This window comes from Shinella oryzae (assembly GCF_023038235.1).
GTDB lineage: Bacteria > Pseudomonadota > Alphaproteobacteria > Rhizobiales > Rhizobiaceae > Shinella > Shinella sumterensis.
In genome coordinates this window covers 3,180,082-3,196,582 of record NZ_CP081987.1, presented here as the reverse complement: position 1 = coordinate 3,196,582, position 16,501 = coordinate 3,180,082, and the positions used below count along the sequence as shown (strand labels likewise).

14 protein-coding genes are annotated in these 16,501 nt (G+C 65.8%); 6 read left to right on the top strand and 8 right to left on the bottom strand.

Features of this window, described 5'->3' with window-relative positions:
- Nucleotides 1-9 precede the first annotated feature (9 nt).
- The 5 genes from K6301_RS15505 to K6301_RS15485 form a co-directional block, all read right to left on the bottom strand.
- Complete coding sequence (locus tag K6301_RS15505) at nt 10-969, bottom strand: 2-hydroxyacid dehydrogenase (RefSeq protein ID WP_247218210.1); 960 nt, start codon at nt 967-969, stop codon at nt 10-12.
- A 22-nt stretch (nt 970-991) separates the two neighbouring features.
- Nucleotides 992-2,626 carry an ABC transporter ATP-binding protein gene (locus K6301_RS15500; protein ID WP_247218208.1) on the bottom strand — a complete coding sequence of 545 codons (1,635 nt, stop codon included), beginning with the start codon at nt 2,624-2,626 and terminating at the stop codon, nt 992-994.
- Nucleotides 2,623-3,762 (bottom strand): ABC transporter permease, encoded by a 1,140-nt coding sequence (locus K6301_RS15495; RefSeq protein WP_134650476.1) that lies wholly within the window; start codon nt 3,760-3,762, stop codon nt 2,623-2,625. The genes K6301_RS15500 and K6301_RS15495 overlap by 4 nt, the downstream gene beginning before the upstream one ends.
- The gene (locus tag K6301_RS15490; protein WP_160872732.1) at nt 3,762-4,838 is read right to left on the bottom strand and encodes a microcin C ABC transporter permease YejB; all 1,077 of its coding nucleotides are present in this window, start codon (nt 4,836-4,838) and stop codon (nt 3,762-3,764) included. The genes K6301_RS15495 and K6301_RS15490 overlap by 1 nt, the downstream gene beginning before the upstream one ends.
- Before the next feature lie 137 nt (nt 4,839-4,975).
- Nucleotides 4,976-6,823, bottom strand: a complete 1,848-nt coding sequence (locus K6301_RS15485; RefSeq protein WP_247218206.1) for an extracellular solute-binding protein — start codon at nt 6,821-6,823, stop codon at nt 4,976-4,978.
- A gap of 224 nt (nt 6,824-7,047) precedes the next feature.
- On the opposite strand from K6301_RS15485, the gene mepA reads away from it, so the two are divergent.
- The 6 genes from mepA (at nt 7,048) to K6301_RS15455 (ending at nt 13,089) form a co-directional block, all read left to right on the top strand.
- Nucleotides 7,048-8,058 (top strand): penicillin-insensitive murein endopeptidase, encoded by a 1,011-nt coding sequence (mepA, locus tag K6301_RS15480; protein WP_247220635.1) that lies wholly within the window; start codon nt 7,048-7,050, stop codon nt 8,056-8,058.
- 107 nt (nt 8,059-8,165) lie between these two features.
- Nucleotides 8,166-8,549 carry a methylglyoxal synthase gene (locus K6301_RS15475; protein WP_134650480.1) on the top strand — a complete coding sequence of 128 codons (384 nt, stop codon included), beginning with the start codon at nt 8,166-8,168 and terminating at the stop codon, nt 8,547-8,549.
- A gap of 60 nt (nt 8,550-8,609) precedes the next feature.
- The gene (locus tag K6301_RS15470; protein ID WP_247218204.1) at nt 8,610-9,635 is read left to right on the top strand and encodes a glucokinase; all 1,026 of its coding nucleotides are present in this window, start codon (nt 8,610-8,612) and stop codon (nt 9,633-9,635) included.
- Between the two features lie 118 nt (nt 9,636-9,753).
- A complete protein-coding gene (locus K6301_RS15465; protein ID WP_247218202.1) occupies nt 9,754-11,574 on the top strand; it encodes an ABC transporter ATP-binding protein in 1,821 nt (606 codons plus the stop codon).
- The gene (gene dapB / locus K6301_RS15460; RefSeq protein WP_247218201.1) at nt 11,571-12,389 is read left to right on the top strand and encodes a 4-hydroxy-tetrahydrodipicolinate reductase; all 819 of its coding nucleotides are present in this window, start codon (nt 11,571-11,573) and stop codon (nt 12,387-12,389) included. Before K6301_RS15465 ends, dapB begins: the two co-directional genes overlap by 4 nt.
- 64 nt (nt 12,390-12,453) lie before the next feature.
- A complete protein-coding gene (locus K6301_RS15455) occupies nt 12,454-13,089 on the top strand; it encodes a 2,3-bisphosphoglycerate-dependent phosphoglycerate mutase (RefSeq protein WP_134650484.1) in 636 nt (211 codons plus the stop codon).
- 61 nt (nt 13,090-13,150) lie between these two features.
- Here K6301_RS15455 and K6301_RS15450 read toward each other — a convergent pair whose 3' ends face one another.
- The 3 genes from K6301_RS15450 to hyi all read right to left on the bottom strand — a co-directional run bounded on the left by K6301_RS15450 (nt 13,151) and on the right by hyi (nt 16,501).
- Nucleotides 13,151-14,419 carry a glycerate kinase type-2 family protein gene (locus tag K6301_RS15450; protein ID WP_247218199.1) on the bottom strand — a complete coding sequence of 423 codons (1,269 nt, stop codon included), beginning with the start codon at nt 14,417-14,419 and terminating at the stop codon, nt 13,151-13,153.
- A 385-nt stretch (nt 14,420-14,804) separates the two neighbouring features.
- Entirely contained in the window at nt 14,805-15,689 is an 885-nt protein-coding gene (locus K6301_RS15445; RefSeq protein WP_247218197.1) for a 2-hydroxy-3-oxopropionate reductase, read from the bottom strand.
- Between the two features lie 32 nt (nt 15,690-15,721).
- Complete coding sequence (gene hyi / locus K6301_RS15440) at nt 15,722-16,501, bottom strand: hydroxypyruvate isomerase (RefSeq protein ID WP_247218195.1); 780 nt, start codon at nt 16,499-16,501, stop codon at nt 15,722-15,724.

Here is a 16,501-nt window from a genome sequence, read left to right as displayed (position 1 = left end):
ATCTGCCGTTCAATAGCCCGCGCTGCGGTCGACCAGATGTTCCAGCGGCTTGCCGCTCTCGTAGCGTGCGATCTGGATGGCGACGTGGTCGAACAGCGCGCCGACATCCGAGGCTGCCGCCGCATGCGGCGTCAGGAACACCTTGTCCATCGCCCAGAACGGGCTTTCGAGCGGCAGCGGCTCCTGCTCGAAGACATCGAGCGAGGCGCCATGCAGCGTGCCGTCATTGATGGAAGCGACAATATCGGCCTCGACCTGGCTGCCGCCCCGCCCCGCATTGATGAAGACGGGCGCGCCGAACGGCCCCTTGCGGGAAAGCCGGGTAAACAGGCCGGTGTTGAAGATGCCCTTCGTATCCGGCGTCAGCGGCAGGAGGCCGACGAGGATGTCGGTTTTCGCCAGGAAAGCGTTGAGCCCGGCCTCGTCGAAGACCTCGAACCCCTTGACCGCACGGCCGCTCTTCGACCAACCGATGACGTTGAAGCCGAGCGTCTTCAGCTTGCGCGCCGCATCCTGCCCCAGCACACCGAAACCCATGATGCCGACGGTCATGTCGCTCGCCTCCGGCTGGTCGAGCTCGCGCCAGACGCGCTCGCGCCGCAGCGCCTCGTAGGCAGCATGCTGGCGCAGGTGCAGGAGGCATTGCATGACGACCCATTCGCTCATGCGCGTCGTCAGCGTCTCGTCGACGAAACGCACCAGCGGCACATCCGGCAGGCCGGGCAGGTTCAGCACATGGTCGACGCCGGCACCGCCGGAAAACACGACCTTGAGATCCTTCGCACGCTCGAAAAGATCGGCGCCCGGCCGCCAGACCACGGCGTACTCGACACCCGAAAGATCGCGCTTGCGGCTGGCCGGATGCAGGAGGTTGATGACCTCGCGGTCGGGAAAGGCCCCTTTGAGCGCGGCTGCGACCTGCTCCTGATCGAATTTCAGATCGATGATGACAGGGCTTTTCGTGTGCATGCTGTGTCCTGCTTTATGCCTGCTATTGGCTGATTGCCTCGCTGCGGATGGCCTCGAGGTTGAAGGCGGCGGCCATGAGGGCCTTGGTATAGGCTTCCGTCGGCCGCTCGATGATGTCCTTCGCCGGACCCTTCTCCACCACGCGGCCGCTGCGCATGACGATGATGTCGTTGGCGAGCGCCCGCACGACCTTGAGATCGTGGCTGATGAAGAGATAGGCGAGATTGTGCTTTGCCTGCAGGTCGCGCAGCAGTTCCACCACCTGCGCCTGCACGCTCATGTCGAGCGCGGAGGTCGGCTCGTCGAGCATGACGAATTCCGGCTTCAGCACCATGGCGCGGGCAATCGCGATGCGCTGCCGCTGGCCGCCAGAGAATTCGTGCGGATAACGCCAACGCGTGGCCGGATCGAGGCCGGTTTCCTCAAGGGCTGCCGCGACGCGCCGGTCGCGCTCGCCTTCCGACAGCGAGGGCTCGTGGATCTTCAGGCCCTCGGCGACGATATCGGCGACCGACATGCGCGGCGACAGCGAGCCGAAGGGATCCTGGAAGACGATCTGCATGCGCCGGCGCAGCGGCCGCATCTCGGCGAAGGAGTGGCCGGCAATGTCCTGCCCGACAAAGGCGATGCGGCCCTTCGAGGCGATGAGCCGCGTCAGCGCGAGGCCGAGCGTCGTCTTGCCGGAGCCGGATTCGCCGACGACGCCGAGCGTATGGCCGGCCCGCAAGGTCAGGTCGATGCCATCGACCGCCTTCACGTTGTCGACCACGCGGCGCAGGAAGCCCGCCTTGATCGGGAACCACACCTTGACGTCCTCGGCCTGCATGATGACGGGCTGGCTGTCGTCGGCCGGGCGCGGCGCGCCCTTCGGCTCGGAGGCGAGCAGATGGCGCGTATAGGGATGCTGCGGATTGGTGAAGATCTCCTCCACCGGGCCCGTCTCGACGATCCTGCCCTTTGTCATCACGCAGACCCGATCGGCGAACTTGCGCACGATGCCGAGGTCGTGGGTGATGAAGAGCATGGACATGCCGTGCTCTTCCTTGAGGTTCTTCAGAAGCTCGAGGATCTGCGCCTGCACGGTCACGTCGAGCGCCGTCGTGGGCTCGTCGGCGATCAGCAGTTCCGGCCGGTTGGCAAGCGCCATGGCGATCATCACGCGCTGGCGCTGGCCACCCGAAAGCTCGTGCGGATAGGCGGCAAGCCGCTTTTCCGGCTCGCGGATGCCGACCTGGTTCAGCAGTTCCAGGATTTTCGTGCGCGCGGCCGTGCCCTCGATATCCTGGTGCAACTTGAGGATCTCGCCGATCTGCCGCTCGATGGAGTGCAGCGGGTTGAGCGAGGTCATCGGCTCCTGGAAGATCATGGTGATGTCGTTGCCGCGCACATCGCGCAGCGCGGCATCCGATGCCTTCAGCAGGTCCTGGCCCTTGAACAGGATCTCGCCCGAAGGGTGGCTGGCGGCGGGATAGGGCAGCAGGCGCAGCACGGAATTGGCCGTCACCGACTTGCCGGAGCCGGATTCGCCGACCAGCGCCACGACCTCGCCGCGCCGGATGTCGAAGGAGACGCGATCGACGGCGAGCGTCGTGTTGCCGCCCTGGTGGAAGGCGACCGACAGATCGCGGACGGACAGGATGGTTTCGGGAGCGCTCACCGGAAGGTCTTCCTCGGATCGAAGGCATCACGCGTCGCTTCGCCGACGAAGATCAGCAGCGACAGCATGAGGGACATGACGACGAAGGCGGTGAGGCCGAGCCACGGCGCCTGGAGGTTCTCCTTGCCCTGCGCGATCAGTTCGCCCAGCGACGGCGACCCCGGCGGCATGCCGAAGCCGAGGAAATCGAGCGAGGTCAGCGTGGTGATCGAGCCGGACAGGATGAAGGGCAGGAAGGTGAGCGTGGCGACCATCGCATTGGGCAGGAGGTGCCGGTACATGATCGTGGCATTGCCCACACCCAGCGCGCGGGCCGCCCGCACATATTCGAAATTGCGCGCGCGCAGGAATTCCGCGCGCACCACGCCGACGAAACCGACCCAGGAGAACAGCAGCATGATGCCGAGCAGGATCCAGAAGCCGGGCGGCAGGATGGACGCGATGATGAGCAGGATGTAAAGCACCGGCATCGAGGACCATATCTCGATGAAGCGCTGCATCAGAAGATCCGTCCAGCCGCCGAAATAGCCCTGCACGGCACCGGCGGTAACGCCGACCACGGCCGAGCAGATCGTCAGGGCGAGACCGAACAGCACGGAAATGCGGAAACCGTAGATGACACGGGCGAGCACGTCGCGCGCCTGGTCGTCGGTGCCCAGCCAGTTGAGATTGCTGAGGTTGCAGTTCGGGTCCGCCGCGCCGCCGGGATAACCGGCGCAACGCTCCTCCTTCGACATCAGCCAGAACGGCGCGGTCGGCGCGGAATGCGGGATGTTCGAATTGGTGGTGCCGTAGGAATAGCGGATCGGCGGCCAGATCATCCAGCCATTGGCCTCGATCTCCTCGGCGATGAAATCGGAACGGTAATCGGTCGTCGCGAGAAAGCCGCCGAACTTTTCTTCCGGATAGTCGACCACGACCGGAAACAGGATCTCGCCCTTGTAGGAGGCGATGATCGGCCGGTCGTTGGCGATCAGCTCGGCGCACAGGCTCAAAACGAAGATGACGAGGAAGATCCAGAGCGACCAGTAGCCGCGGCGGTTCGCCTTGAAATTCTCCCAGCGGCGCAGGTTCGTGGGGCTCAGAAGGCCCTTGCGCGGCGGCGCGACGGGCGGCGTGTCGGCAACGGCGCTCATCACACGTCCCTCCGGTCGAAATCGATGCGCGGATCGACCCAGGTGTAGATGAGATCGGAGATGAGGCTGACGACGAGGCCCATGAGGGAGAAGATGAAGAGCGTAGCGAAGACGATGGGATAGTCGCGCCGCACGATAGAATCGTAGCCCAGCCGGCCGAGGCCATCGAGCGAGAAGATGTATTCGATGAGCAGCGAACCCGTGAAGAAGGCCGAGATGAAGGCGCCCGGGAAGCCGGCGATGATGATCAGCATGGCGTTGCGGAAGACGTGGCCGTACAGCACCTGCCGTTCGGTCAGGCCCTTGGCGCGCGCCGTGGTGACATACTGCTTCTTGATCTCGTCGATGAACGAATTCTTGGTGAGCAGCGTGGTCGTGGCGAAGGCCGAGAGCAGCAGCGTGATCAGCGGCAGCGTCATGTGCCACATGTAGTCGAGCGGCTTCTGCCACCAGGTCAGGCTGTCGAAATTGTCGGAGACGATGCCGCGCAGCGGGAACCAGTTGAAGAACGAATTGCCGGCGAAGACCACGATCAGCAGGATGCCGAACAGGAAGCTCGGCACCGCATAGCCGACGACGACGACGCCGGATGTCCAGACGTCGAAGGTCGACCCGTCCTTGACCGCCTTCTTGATGCCGAGCGGAATGGAGATGGCATAGGAAAAGATGAGGATCCAGACGCCGAGCGAGATCGAGACCGGCATCTTCTGCGCGATGAGGTCGATCACGGAGGTGTTGCGGAAGAAGCTCTCGCCGAAATCGAAGCGGATATAATCCCACATCATCGTGAAGAAGCGCTCGAGCGGCGGCTTATCGAAGCCGAACTGCTTTTCGAGCTTGGCGATGAATTCGGGATCGAGCCCGCGGGCGCCGCGATAGGCGCTGTCCTGGCCGACTTCCTGCACCATGCTGCCGCCGCCCGAAAGCCGGTCGCCGCCGCCCTGGCTGGTCAGGTCGGAAATGACCTGCTCGACCGGTCCGCCGGGGGCGAACTGCACGATCGCGAAGGAAATGGCCATGATGCCGAAGATCGTCGGAATCATCAGCAGGATGCGGCGCAGGATATAGGCGCCCATCAGCGATCACCCTCCGGAATGCACCGCGTCGATGTCAAGCCGCTCAAGCCCGATCCTTCCGTTCTTCCGCCGCCGTCAAGGCGGTGATTCGTCATCGCTATATGGAGCCCAGCCGGCGGGCCGGCGCAACCCCCGCCTCAGTTCGCCGCGTCTTTCGACCACCAGACGCCCGGGAAGCCGAGGCTGTAATAGGGCAGCTCCTGCGGTCGGGCGAGGCTGTTCCAGTAAGCGATGCGCTGTGCCTTGGAATAGAACAGCGGGATCACATAATCGTGCGCCAGCAGCACCCGGTCGAGCGCGTGCGTCGTCGCGATGAGTTCCTCGCGGTTCGGCGCGAAGACGATCTTGCGGATGAGCTCGTCGATGGCGGGATCGGCGATGCCGGCATAGTTCTTCGAGCCTTCCTTGTCGACGGAGGCCGAGCCCCAGTAGTCGCTCTGCTCGTTGCCGGGAACCAGCGACTGCGCCCAGATGCCGTAGATCATGTCATAGTCGAAGCTGCGCACGCGGTTGGTGTATTGCGAGGCATCGACCGTGCGCATGGTGGCGGCGATGCCGATCTTCTTCAGGCTGTTGACGAAGGGCGAGACCGTGCGCTCGAAGGAGGCGCTGGGCAGCAGGATCTCGAAGGCGAAGGGCTTGCCGGTCTTCGTATCGACGAGACTGTTGCCCTTGAGTTCGTAGCCCGCCTCCTTCAGGAGCGAGAGCGCCTTGAGCAGGTTTTCGCGGACCTTCTTCGGCTCGCCGTTGACGGGATTGGTATAGGGCGTGGTGAAGACGGACGCCGGCACCTTGTCCTTCAGCTCTTCCAGGATTTCCTTCTCGCGTCCCTCGGGCAGGCCGGAGGCGGCAAGCTCGGTGCCCCAGAAATAGCTGTCGACGCGCTGATAGGCGTTGTAGGCGAGGCTGCGGTTGAGATCCTCGAAGTCGAAGGCGTAGTTCAGCGCTTCGCGCACCCGCTGGTCCTTGAACTTGTCGCGGCGCATGTTCGGCACGAAGGCCTGCATGATGCCGGCCGCCCGCAGCGGGTTTTCGATCTCCTCGCGCACGACGCGGCCATCCTTCGCGGCCGGGAAGTCATAGGCGGTCGCCCAGTGACTGGCGCTGTTGTCCTGATAGAACGAGACATTGCCGGCGCGGAAGGCCTCGAATTCCACGTTCTTGTCGCCGAAGAACGTGTAGCTGATGACGCGGAAATTGTTCTGGCCGACATTCACGTTGAGGTCCTTGCCCCAATAGTCGTCGCGCAGTTCGAAGCGGATCGAGCCGCCGGCCTGGAACGACGCGATCTTGTAGGGACCCGAGCCCATGACCGGCTCCAGCGTGGTGCGGCCGATATCGCGCTTGTTGCCCTTGGCGTCCGTGCCTTCCCACCAGTGCTTCGGCACGACGGGGAACTGGCCGAGAATATTGGGCAGTTCGCGGTTGTTCTTCTCGTCGAAGCGGAAGGTCACGTCGCGCTCGCCGGTCTTTTCCGCCGAAACGACATGGCGGTAGTAGTTGGCGAGAAGCGGATTGTGCTCCTTCGACTTGTCGAAGGAGAAGATCACGTCCTCCGGCGTCACCGGCTGGCCGTCCGCCCACTTCGCTTCCGCGCGCAGCCGGAAGGTCGCGCTGGAGAAGTCGTCGGGATAGGAGACGCCCTCGGCGAGCAGGCCGTAGGAGGCCGTGATCTCGTCCTCGGCGGATTTCAGGAGCGTGTCGAAGACGAGCGACGTAACGCCGGTCGCCGCCTCGCCTTTTGAGAGGATCGGGTTGAACGTGTCGAAGGTCCCGGTTTCGGAGAGCTTCAGCTCGCCGCCCTTCGGCGCATCCGGATTGACATAGTCGAAGCGCTCGAACCCGTCGGGGTGCTTCAGGTCGCCGATCGTGGAGATGCCGGTGCGCCAGACGGGACTTGCCGCATCCTGTGCCGTGCCGGCCGAGGCCGCGAGCGCCAGAGCCAGCGCCGCCGTGACCAATGTTCTCCCGAAGGCTACCTTCATGCGTCTACCCTTTCATGATGTTTGCCGAAGCTTGCCGCAGAGAATAGGCAAAATCCGGGCAAATGACAGGCCTGCCATGAAAGCGGCGATTTTTGCCATCCCTATCCGGCGCGACGATTCACTTCTGCGAAAGGATGATCCTTTAGCCTTTCGCAACGATGACGCATCGAGACGGACCCGTGCCCATGCTTGCCCGACTGACCACCTGCCTGATCGCCGCCGGCATGACGCTGGCCGCGCTCGCCTCGCCGCTTTCCGCGGAGGAACGCCCCGCCAAGGAGCTGTTCGGCGCCAAGCGCCTGCCGGCCAAGATGGTGACGGCGCCCTACGGCTCCTACGCCAAGGGCTGCATTGCCGGCGCGGTGGCCATTCCCACGGATGGGCCGGGCTGGCAGGCGATGCGGCTTTCGCGCAACCGGCGCTGGGGCCATCCCAACATGATCGCGCTTCTGGAGCAGTTCTCGCAGGACGCCCAGCAGCTCGGCTGGCCGGGCCTCTTGCTCGGCGATATCTCGCAGCCGCGCGGCGGACCGATGCTGTCGGGCCACGCCTCGCACCAGGTCGGCCTCGATGCCGACATCTGGTTCACGCCGATGCCCGACCACCGGCTGTCGGCCGAGGAGCGCGAGAAGCTGCCCTTCACCTCCATGCTCGACAAGAGCAAGTTCCTGACGGTCGATTCGAAGCGCTGGACCTCGACGCATGCTCGCCTCGTCATGAAGGCGGCGAGCTATCCGCAGGTCGACCGCGTCTTCGTCAATCCGGCGATCAAGAAGAAGCTCTGCGAGACCTGGCAGGGCGACCGCGCGCTGCTCGGCAAGGTGCGGCCGATCTACGGCCACGACGAGCATTTCCACATCCGCATCAAGTGCCCGGAGGGCGCGCCGGGCTGCAAGCCGCAGGCCAAGGTGCCGCCCGGCGACGGCTGCGACGCGTCGCTTGCCTGGTGGTTCACCAAGGAACCGTGGGCCAAGGCGAAGCCGAACCCCGGCGCAAAGCCGGTCAAGCCGCGCTATGTCATGCTGTCGGACCTGCCGAAGGCCTGCAGCACCGTTCTCGCCGGCGCGTCGCCCGCTTCCGAGCAGGAAGTGACCTATCGCGGCGGCAGCGCGGCCACGGCGCTCGCCTTTTCGGGCGGCGACCAGAGCACGGGCGGGGCGGTGGAGGCCATCATCAACGCCGATACAACCCTGCCGGCCATCGTGCCGATCCCGATCCCGCGGCCGTTCCACTAAAGGACATCGAGGCAAGGGCCCAGCGCGGGGCTTTTCAACGTCCCGCCGCTTTTGTATAAGGCGATCAAATCGATTTAAATTTCCCCGCCGATCCCGGAGAAACGTCCATGTCTCGCCAGAAATGCATCGCGCTCATCGCGCATGACGAGAAAAAGGACGACATGGCGGCCTTTGCGGCGCGGCACGAAAAGATGCTGTCGCAGGCGCGGATCGTCGCCACCGGCACGACGGGCGGACGGGTGCTGGAGGCCTGCCCCGGGCTGGACGTGACGCGGCTCAAGAGCGGCCCGCTCGGCGGCGACCAGCAGATCGGCGCCCTCATTGCCACCGGCGAGGTCGACCTGCTCATCTTCTTCGTCGATCCGCTGACGCCCATGCCGCATGACGTGGACGTGAAGGCGCTGATGCGGCTCGCGATCGTCTACGACATCCCGATGGCGCTGAACCGCGCGACGGCCGAAGAGCTGCTTGCCGCCGCGACGACCGGTTGACGGCGTCCCTCTGCGACGATAGCGAAAAAGCGGACCCCACCAGCAGAACGGAACAGCTCGATGGCACGGCCGGCCGATTACGACGCGAATTTCCCCTTCCCCATCCTCGTCGGCGATATCGGCGGCACCAATGCGCGCTTCTCGCTTCTGCTCGACGCCTTTGCCGAGCCGAAGCAGTTCCCGATCGTCCAGACCGCCGATTTCGCCAATATCGACCAGGCCCTGCAGCAGTGCATCCTCGACAAGAGCTCGGTTCAACCGCGCGCGGCCATCCTGGCGCTGGCGGGCCCCATCGAAGGCGACGAGGTGCCGCTGACCAATTGCCCCTGGATTGTCAGGCCGCGCGACATGATCGCCAATCTCGGCTTCGAGGATGTGCTGCTGGTCAATGATTTCGAGGCGCAGGCGCTGGCCGTGGCCTCGCTCGACGAGGCCAACCGCGAGAAGATCGGCCCCGGCACAGAACGCCAGACGGCCTCGCGCGCCGTTCTCGGTCCCGGCACCGGCCTTGGCGTCGCCGGCCTGGTCTATGCCCGCCACAGCTGGATCCCGGTGCCGGGCGAAGGCGGCCATATCGATGTCGGCCCGCGCAGCGAGCGCGACTATCACATCTGGCCCTTCCTGGAGCCCATCGAGGGGCGCATCTCCGCCGAGCAGCTGCTGTGCGGCCGCGGCATCATGAATATCTACCGCGCCGTCTGCGCCGCCGACGGCGTGGATGCGCCGTTGCAGAAACCGTCCGACGTCTCGGCCCGGGCGCTCGCGCAGGACGACCGCGCCGCCATCGAGACCATCGCGCTGTTTTCCACCTATCTCGGCCGCGTGGCCGGCGACATGGCGATGATCTTCATGGCCAAGGGCGGTATCTTCCTCGCCGGCGGCATCTCGCAGAAGATCCTGCCGGCCCTGCGCGGACCGGAGTTCCGTGCCGGTTTCGAGGACAAGGCGCCGCACAGCGCGCTGCTCAGAACCATTCCGACCTATGTGGTCACCCATCCCGTCGCAGCACTCGCGGGGCTTGCCGCCTTCGCGCGCATGCCGGACCGTTTTGGTGTTGCAACCGAGGGACGCCGCTGGAAAAGGTGACGTCCCACGCCGCGCCGGACAGCCCGGCAGAGTAGCCAAAGGGGGATCGAGCCCCTATAGAGCGGCCAGCAGGGCGGTTTTTGCCGTCCGCCGTCGAGACCGTTCAGGAAGCAAGTCATTGGCCGATCAGAGTCGAACCGAGCGCAAATCCATCAGTTCCGACACCGTCGCCACCGTGCTCAAGCGTGTGATTGCCGAAAACGGCCGTGACCACGTGCGCGGCTACGCCATGGCGATCGGCTGCCTCGTGGTGGTGGCGCTCACCACGGCCTTCACCGCCTGGATCATGGAATCGGTCGTCAACGAGGCCTTCGCCAATAAGCGCGCCGACCTCGTCATGATCATCTGCGGCGCGATCTTCGTGGCCTTCGTGCTGCGCGGCTTCGCCACCTATTTCGAAGCCGTCATCCTTTCGAAGATCGGCAACAATATCGTCGCGCGCTACCAGCGCCGCCTCTATTCTCACCTGATGGCGCTCAGCGTCGGCTATTACAACGAATCCCGCTCGGCCTATCTGGCCGCGCAGATCAGCCAGAACGTCACCGGCATCCGCGATGTGCTGAACATGACGGTGACGTCGCTTGCCCGCGATGTGCTGACGCTTGTGGCGCTGATCGGCGTGATGATCTCCAAGGACTGGCTGCTGACGCTGCTCGTCTTCGTCGTCGCGCCGCCGCTGCTGCTTGGCCTGCGCTATGTGTCGAAGCGCCTGCGCAGCGCGACGCGCGACGCCGTGGAACTCAACAGCCACGTGCTGGGTGCCATGCAGGAGACGGTGCAGGGCATCACCATCGTCAAGGCCTTCACCATGGAGGCGCAGCTCAAGGACAAGGTGGAGGCCATCATCGGCCAGGCCGAAAGCCGCTCCAACCGCATCGCGCGGCTGACCGAGCGCACCGCGCCGATGACCGAGACCTTTGCGGGCTTCGCGATCTCCGGCGTTCTCGCCTATGCCGCCTATCGCTCGATCTATGACGGCGTCATGCCGGGCGCGTTCTTCTCCTTCGTCACGGCCCTGCTGATGGCCTATGATCCGGCGCGGCGCCTCGCCCGGCTCCAGGTCTCGCTCGAACGCGCCGCGGTCAACGCGCGCATGATCTACGAGATCCTCGACATCCAGCCGCGCCAGGCCGACCGCGCCGACGCCAAGCCGCTGGCGATCAGCGACGCGACGATCACCTTCCGCAATGTGCGCTTCGGCTATACGGACAGCGATACCATCCTGAAAGACGTGTCCTTCACGGCGGAGGGGGGCAGGACGACGGCGCTTGTCGGCCCTTCGGGCGCCGGCAAGTCCACCGTGATCAGCCTCATCCCGCGCTTCTACGATCCGGCGGCGGGCGAGATCCTGATCGACGGGCAGGACATCGCCCATGTCACGAAACAGTCGCTGCGCAACGCCATCGCCTATGTATCCCAGCAGCCCTACCTGTTCGAGGGCACGATCCGCGACAACATCCGCTACGGCCGGCCGGACGCCACCGATGCCGAGATCGAGGAAGCCGCGCGGCATGCCTATGCGCACGACTTCATCCTCGCCCAGCCGCTCGGCTACGACACGCCCGTCGGCGAAAACGGCGTGACGCTTTCCGGCGGCCAGCGCCAGCGGCTGTCGATTGCCCGCGCGCTCGTGCGCAACGCGCCGATCCTGCTGCTCGACGAGGCCACGTCCGCGCTCGACACGGAATCCGAACAGGCGGTGCAGAAGGCGCTGGACGAGGCGATGAGCGGGCGCACCGTCGTCGTCATCGCGCACCGGCTGTCGACCGTCGTGCGCGCCGACAAGATCATCGTCATGCAGGCCGGCCAGGTCGTCGAGGAAGGCACGCATGCGGCGCTTGCCGCGCGTGAAAACGGGCTCTACGCTCGCCTCAACAACCTTCAGGCGCCCTCGGCGAGCGCCGTGCAGACATCACAGGATACGGGAGCCGGGATATGAGCGGCAACGCAATGAAGCTGGTCGTCGTCGGCGCAGCCGGCCGCATGGGCCAGACGCTGATCCGCGCCATCCACGCCATCGAGGGCGCGGAACTCTTCGCCGCCGTCGAGCGCGAGGGCTCGCCCTTCGTCGGGCGTGACGCGGGCGAACTTGCCGGCCTTGGCCCGATCGGCGTTACCGTCACCGACAAGCCGCTCGAAGCCTTCGTCGCAGCCGAAGGCGTGCTGGACTTCACTGCGCCGGCCGCCACCGTCGAATTCGCCGGCCTAGCCGCGCAGGCCCGCATCGTGCATGTCGTCGGCACCACGGGCTGCTCGGCGGCCGACGACGAGAAGATCAAGGCCGCCGCGCGCCATGCCCGCATCGTCAAGTCGGGCAATATGAGCCTCGGCGTCAACCTGCTCGGCGTGCTGACCGAGACCGCCGCGCGCGCGCTCGGACCCGAGGACTGGGATATCGAGGTGCTGGAAATGCACCACAGGCACAAGGTGGACGCGCCCTCGGGCACCGCGCTGCTGCTCGGCCAGGCCGCTGCCAGGGGTCGTGGCATATCGCTTGCCGACCATTCGGTGCGCGTACGCGACGGCCATACCGGCCCGCGCCCTGCCGGCACGATCGGCTTTGCCACGCTGCGCGGCGGCTCCGTCATCGGCGAACATTCCGTCCTGCTTGCCGGCGAGGGCGAGATGGTCACGCTGTCGCACAGCGCCACGGACCGCTCGATCTTCGCACGCGGCGCGGTCCAGGCGGCGCTGTGGGCGCGCGACAGGAAGCCCGGCCTCTATTCGATGCTCGACGTGCTCGGGCTCGGCTGATCCATCGACAACACGCATTTCGCACCGTTTTCGGGACGGTGCCGCAACCTCGGGAGACAACCTTATGAGCGGAACCCTTGTCCTCGTTCGCCACGGCCAGAGCGAGTGGAACCTGAAGAACCTCTTCACCGGCTGGCGCGATCCTGACCTCACGGCGCTCGGCGTCGAGGAAGCCAAGACGGGCGGCAAGGCGTTGGCCGAAACCGGCATCAAATTCGACATCGCCTACACGTCGGACCTGTCGCGCGCCCAGAAGACACTGAAGATCATCCTCGACGAAATCGGCCAGCCGGGCCTCGAGACGATCCGCGACCAGGCGCTCAACGAGCGCGACTACGGCGATCTCTCGGGCCTCAACAAGGACGATGCCCGCGCCAAGTGGGGCGAAGAGCAGGTGCATATCTGGCGCCGCTCCTACGACGTTCCGCCGCCGGGCGGCGAGAGCCTGCGCGACACCGGCGCCCGCGTCTGGCCCTATTACCTCACGGAGATCCTGCCGCGCGTGCTGCGCGGCGAGAAGGTGCTGGTCGCCGCGCACGGCAACTCGCTGCGCTCGCTGGTGATGGTGCTGGACAAGCTGAGCAAGGAGGAAATCCTCAAGCTCAACCTCGCGACCGGCGTGCCGATGGTCTATGTGCTGAACGCCGATTCCACCGTGAAGTCGAAGGACGTGCTCGGCGACATGTCCGGCGCGCACTGAGCCGCGCTCACGACGGATCTCAAGACTGAACCCCGCCGCTTCCGGCGGGGTTTTGTTTTGCCTACTGGATGAGGATGGCGCGGAAGTCGTTGACATTCGTGCCGGTCGGGCCGGGCACGAAGAGATCGCCGAGCGCGTCGAAGGCCGTCCAGCTGTCGTTGCGCGCCAGGAATTCGGCGGCGTCCTTGCCCTTGTCGGCAAGCCGCGCGACGGTGGTGCCGTCGGCGAAGGCGCCGGCATTGTCTTCCGAACCGTCGATGCCGTCCGTATCGGCGGCAAGCGCGAAGAGGCCCTTCAGACCATCCGTGGCGCAGGCGAAGGAGAGCAGGAATTCGCCGTTGCGGCCGCCCTTGCCCTTACCCCTGATCGTGACCGTCGTCTCGCCGCCCGACAGGATGACGACGGGCTTGCGGAACGGCCGGTCGCGGCGCACGACCTCGGCGGCGATGGCGGCATGCACGCGGCCAACCTCGGCCGCCTCGCCCTCGATGGCATCGGACAGGATGACGGCCTCGACGCCGGCCTTGCGGGCGGCTTCGGCCGCAGCGTCCAGCGAGACGGCGGCCGATGCGACCAGCTTCACATCATTGCGGGCAAAGCAGGCATCGCCCGGCAGCGGCGGCTCGTCCCGGCCGGCCTCGATATGGCGCATCACGATGTCCGGCAGGTCGAGACGGTAGCGTGCGATGAGACGCAGCGCGTCGGCGCGGGTGGTCTCGTCGGCAATGGTCGGGCCCGAGGCCACGAGCGCGGGATTGTCGCCCGGTATATCCGACACGACGAGCGAGACGACGCGGGCGGGATGCGCCAGTTCGGCCAGCCGGCCGCCCTTGATGCGCGAGACCTGCTTGCGCACGGCGTTCATGGCGCTGATCGGCGCGCCCGACGCGAGCAGCGCCTTGTTGACGGCGATCTCGTCGGCCAGCGTCAGGTCCCCTGCCGGCGCCGGCAGCAGTGCCGAGCCGCCGCCGCAGATCAGCGCGACGACGAGATCGTCGGCGGTCAGATCGCGCACCGCGGCCATCAGCCGGCCCGAGGCGGTGAGCCCGCTCTCGTCCGGCACCGGATGGGCGGCCTCGAGGACCTCGATACGCTCGCAGGCGACGGCATAGCCGTAGCGCGTGACGACGACGCCGGAAAGCGGCGCGTCCCACAGACGCTCGAAGGCGCGCGCCATCTGCGCGGCGCCCTTGCCGGCGCCGATCACCACCGTGCGGCCCTTCGGCTTTTCCGGCAGATTGGCAGCCAGAACCTTCTCGGGATCGGCGGCGGCGACCGCGACGGAGAACAGATTTTCGAGAAAGGCACGCGGGTCTGCGATTACGGGCATCTGGCTCCTCCGGGTCTGCGCTGCACTTATAAAACATAAGCCCTCATCCGCAAGCCGGCGTCGCCTCCCGGATGGCAACGACGCGGCGGGACGAAGGCTATAGTTCGCTGGCGAAGGGCGATCGCATGCAGGTGGGGCGGTCGCGTTTGAAAATGAAGCAAGCCACCTCCCCCTTCTCCCCCGCGGGGAGAAGGTCGCGGCCGCGGGATGAGGGGGGTGGCGCAGACATCAACAGCGTGCCGGCCCCTCATCCGCCCTTCGGGCACCTTCTCCCCGTGGGGGAGAAGGGGGAAATGGCCGACAATGCCTCATGCTCATTCAATGGCGCTAAAGGGTGGAAAGGGGTGCCGGGCGGGGCTCCCCTCCCCGCCCGGCCAGGCCGTCGTCAGGCGACGGCGTGGTTCGCCATGCGCTCAAGCGCCGTGACGAGACCTGAGTGATCGAGACCGGCATCGCCGTGCGCGGCGCACTGGTTGAACAGCTCCTGCGTGGCCGCCGTGTTGGGCAGCGAGACGCCGAGCGCCCTGGCGCCCTGCAGCGCGAGATTGAGATCCTTCTGGTGCAGCGCGATGCGGAAGCCGGGATCGAAGGTGCGCTTGACCATGCGATCGCCATGCACTTCCAGAATGCGCGAGGAGGCGAAGCCGCCCATGAGTGCCGAGCGCACACGGGCGGGATCGGCACCGGCCTTGGACGCGAAGACCAGCGCCTCGGCGACGGCCTCGATGGTCAGCGCCACGATGATCTGGTTGGCGACCTTCGTCACCTGTCCGTCGCCGCAATCGCCGACCAGCGTGATGTTCTTGCCCATCAGCTGCAACAGCGGCAGCGCCCGGTCGAAACTGTCCTGCGACCCGCCCGCCATGATGGAGAGCGAGGCGTTGCGCGCGCCCACCTCGCCGCCGGAGACCGGAGCATCGATATATTCCGCCCCCGTCTCGCGGACCTTTTTTGCGAATTCCTTCGTCTCGATCGGCGAGATCGAGCTCATGTCGATGACCAGCTTGCCGGCGGACAGGCCGAACGCCACGCCGTTCTCGCCGAACAGCACATCCTTCACCTCCGGCGTGTCGGGCAGCATCAGGATGATCGTGTCGACGCTTTCGGCCAGCGCCTTCGGGCTGTCGACCACCTCAAGGCCGTTGTCGACCAGCTCCTGGCGCGGCGGCACGATATGCCGCGACGTGACGACCGTGTGTCCGGCATCCTGAAGATGACGCGCCATGGGCGTGCCCATGATGCCGAGGCCGATGAAACCGATATGTGCCATGATGAACTCCCGATCCTAAACTCTTTGCCGGCTCAGCGGCCGATATCCGTCAGCCAGCCGAGGCCTTCGGCTGTGGTGGTGCGCGGCTTGTATTCGCAGCCGATCCAGCCGTCGTAACCCAGCGCATCCAGCGTGCGGAACACGAAGGGCCAGGCGATCTCGCCGGTGCCCGGCTCGTTGCGGCCGGGATTGTCGGCCAGCTGGATATGGGCGATCTTCGCCTGATGCTTCTGGAACGTGCCGATCAGTTCGCCCCCGGTGCGCTGCTGGTGGTAGAGGTCGTACTGGATGAACAGGTTGTCCGAGCCGACCTCCGCGATGATGGAGGCGGCCTGATCCGGCGTGTTGAGGTAGAAGCCCGGAATATCGAACCGGTTGATCGGCTCGATCAGAAGCCGGATTCCGTGTTTTTCGAATTCATCCGCCGCAAGCTTCAGGTTCGAAACGAACGTGGTGCGCAGCACATCGTCGGACACGCCGACCGGCGCGATGCCGGACAGGCAGTTGACCTGCTTGCAGCCGAGCGCCGTGGCGTATTCGATGGCCGTCGCGACGCCGCGCCGGAACTCGTCGATCCGGTCGGGCAGCACGGCGATGCCGCGCTCGCCGCCGGCCCAGTTGCCGGCCGGCAGGTTGTGCAGCACCTGCGTCAGGCCGTGCAGATCGAGCGCCGCACGCAGCGCCTCGCGGTCGAAATCGTAGGGGAAGAGATATTCCACCCCCTCGAAGCCGGCCTTGGCGGCAAGCGCGAAGCGCTCCATGAAGGGCACTTCGTTGAACAGCATGGTCAGGTTGGCCGCAAATTTCAGCAT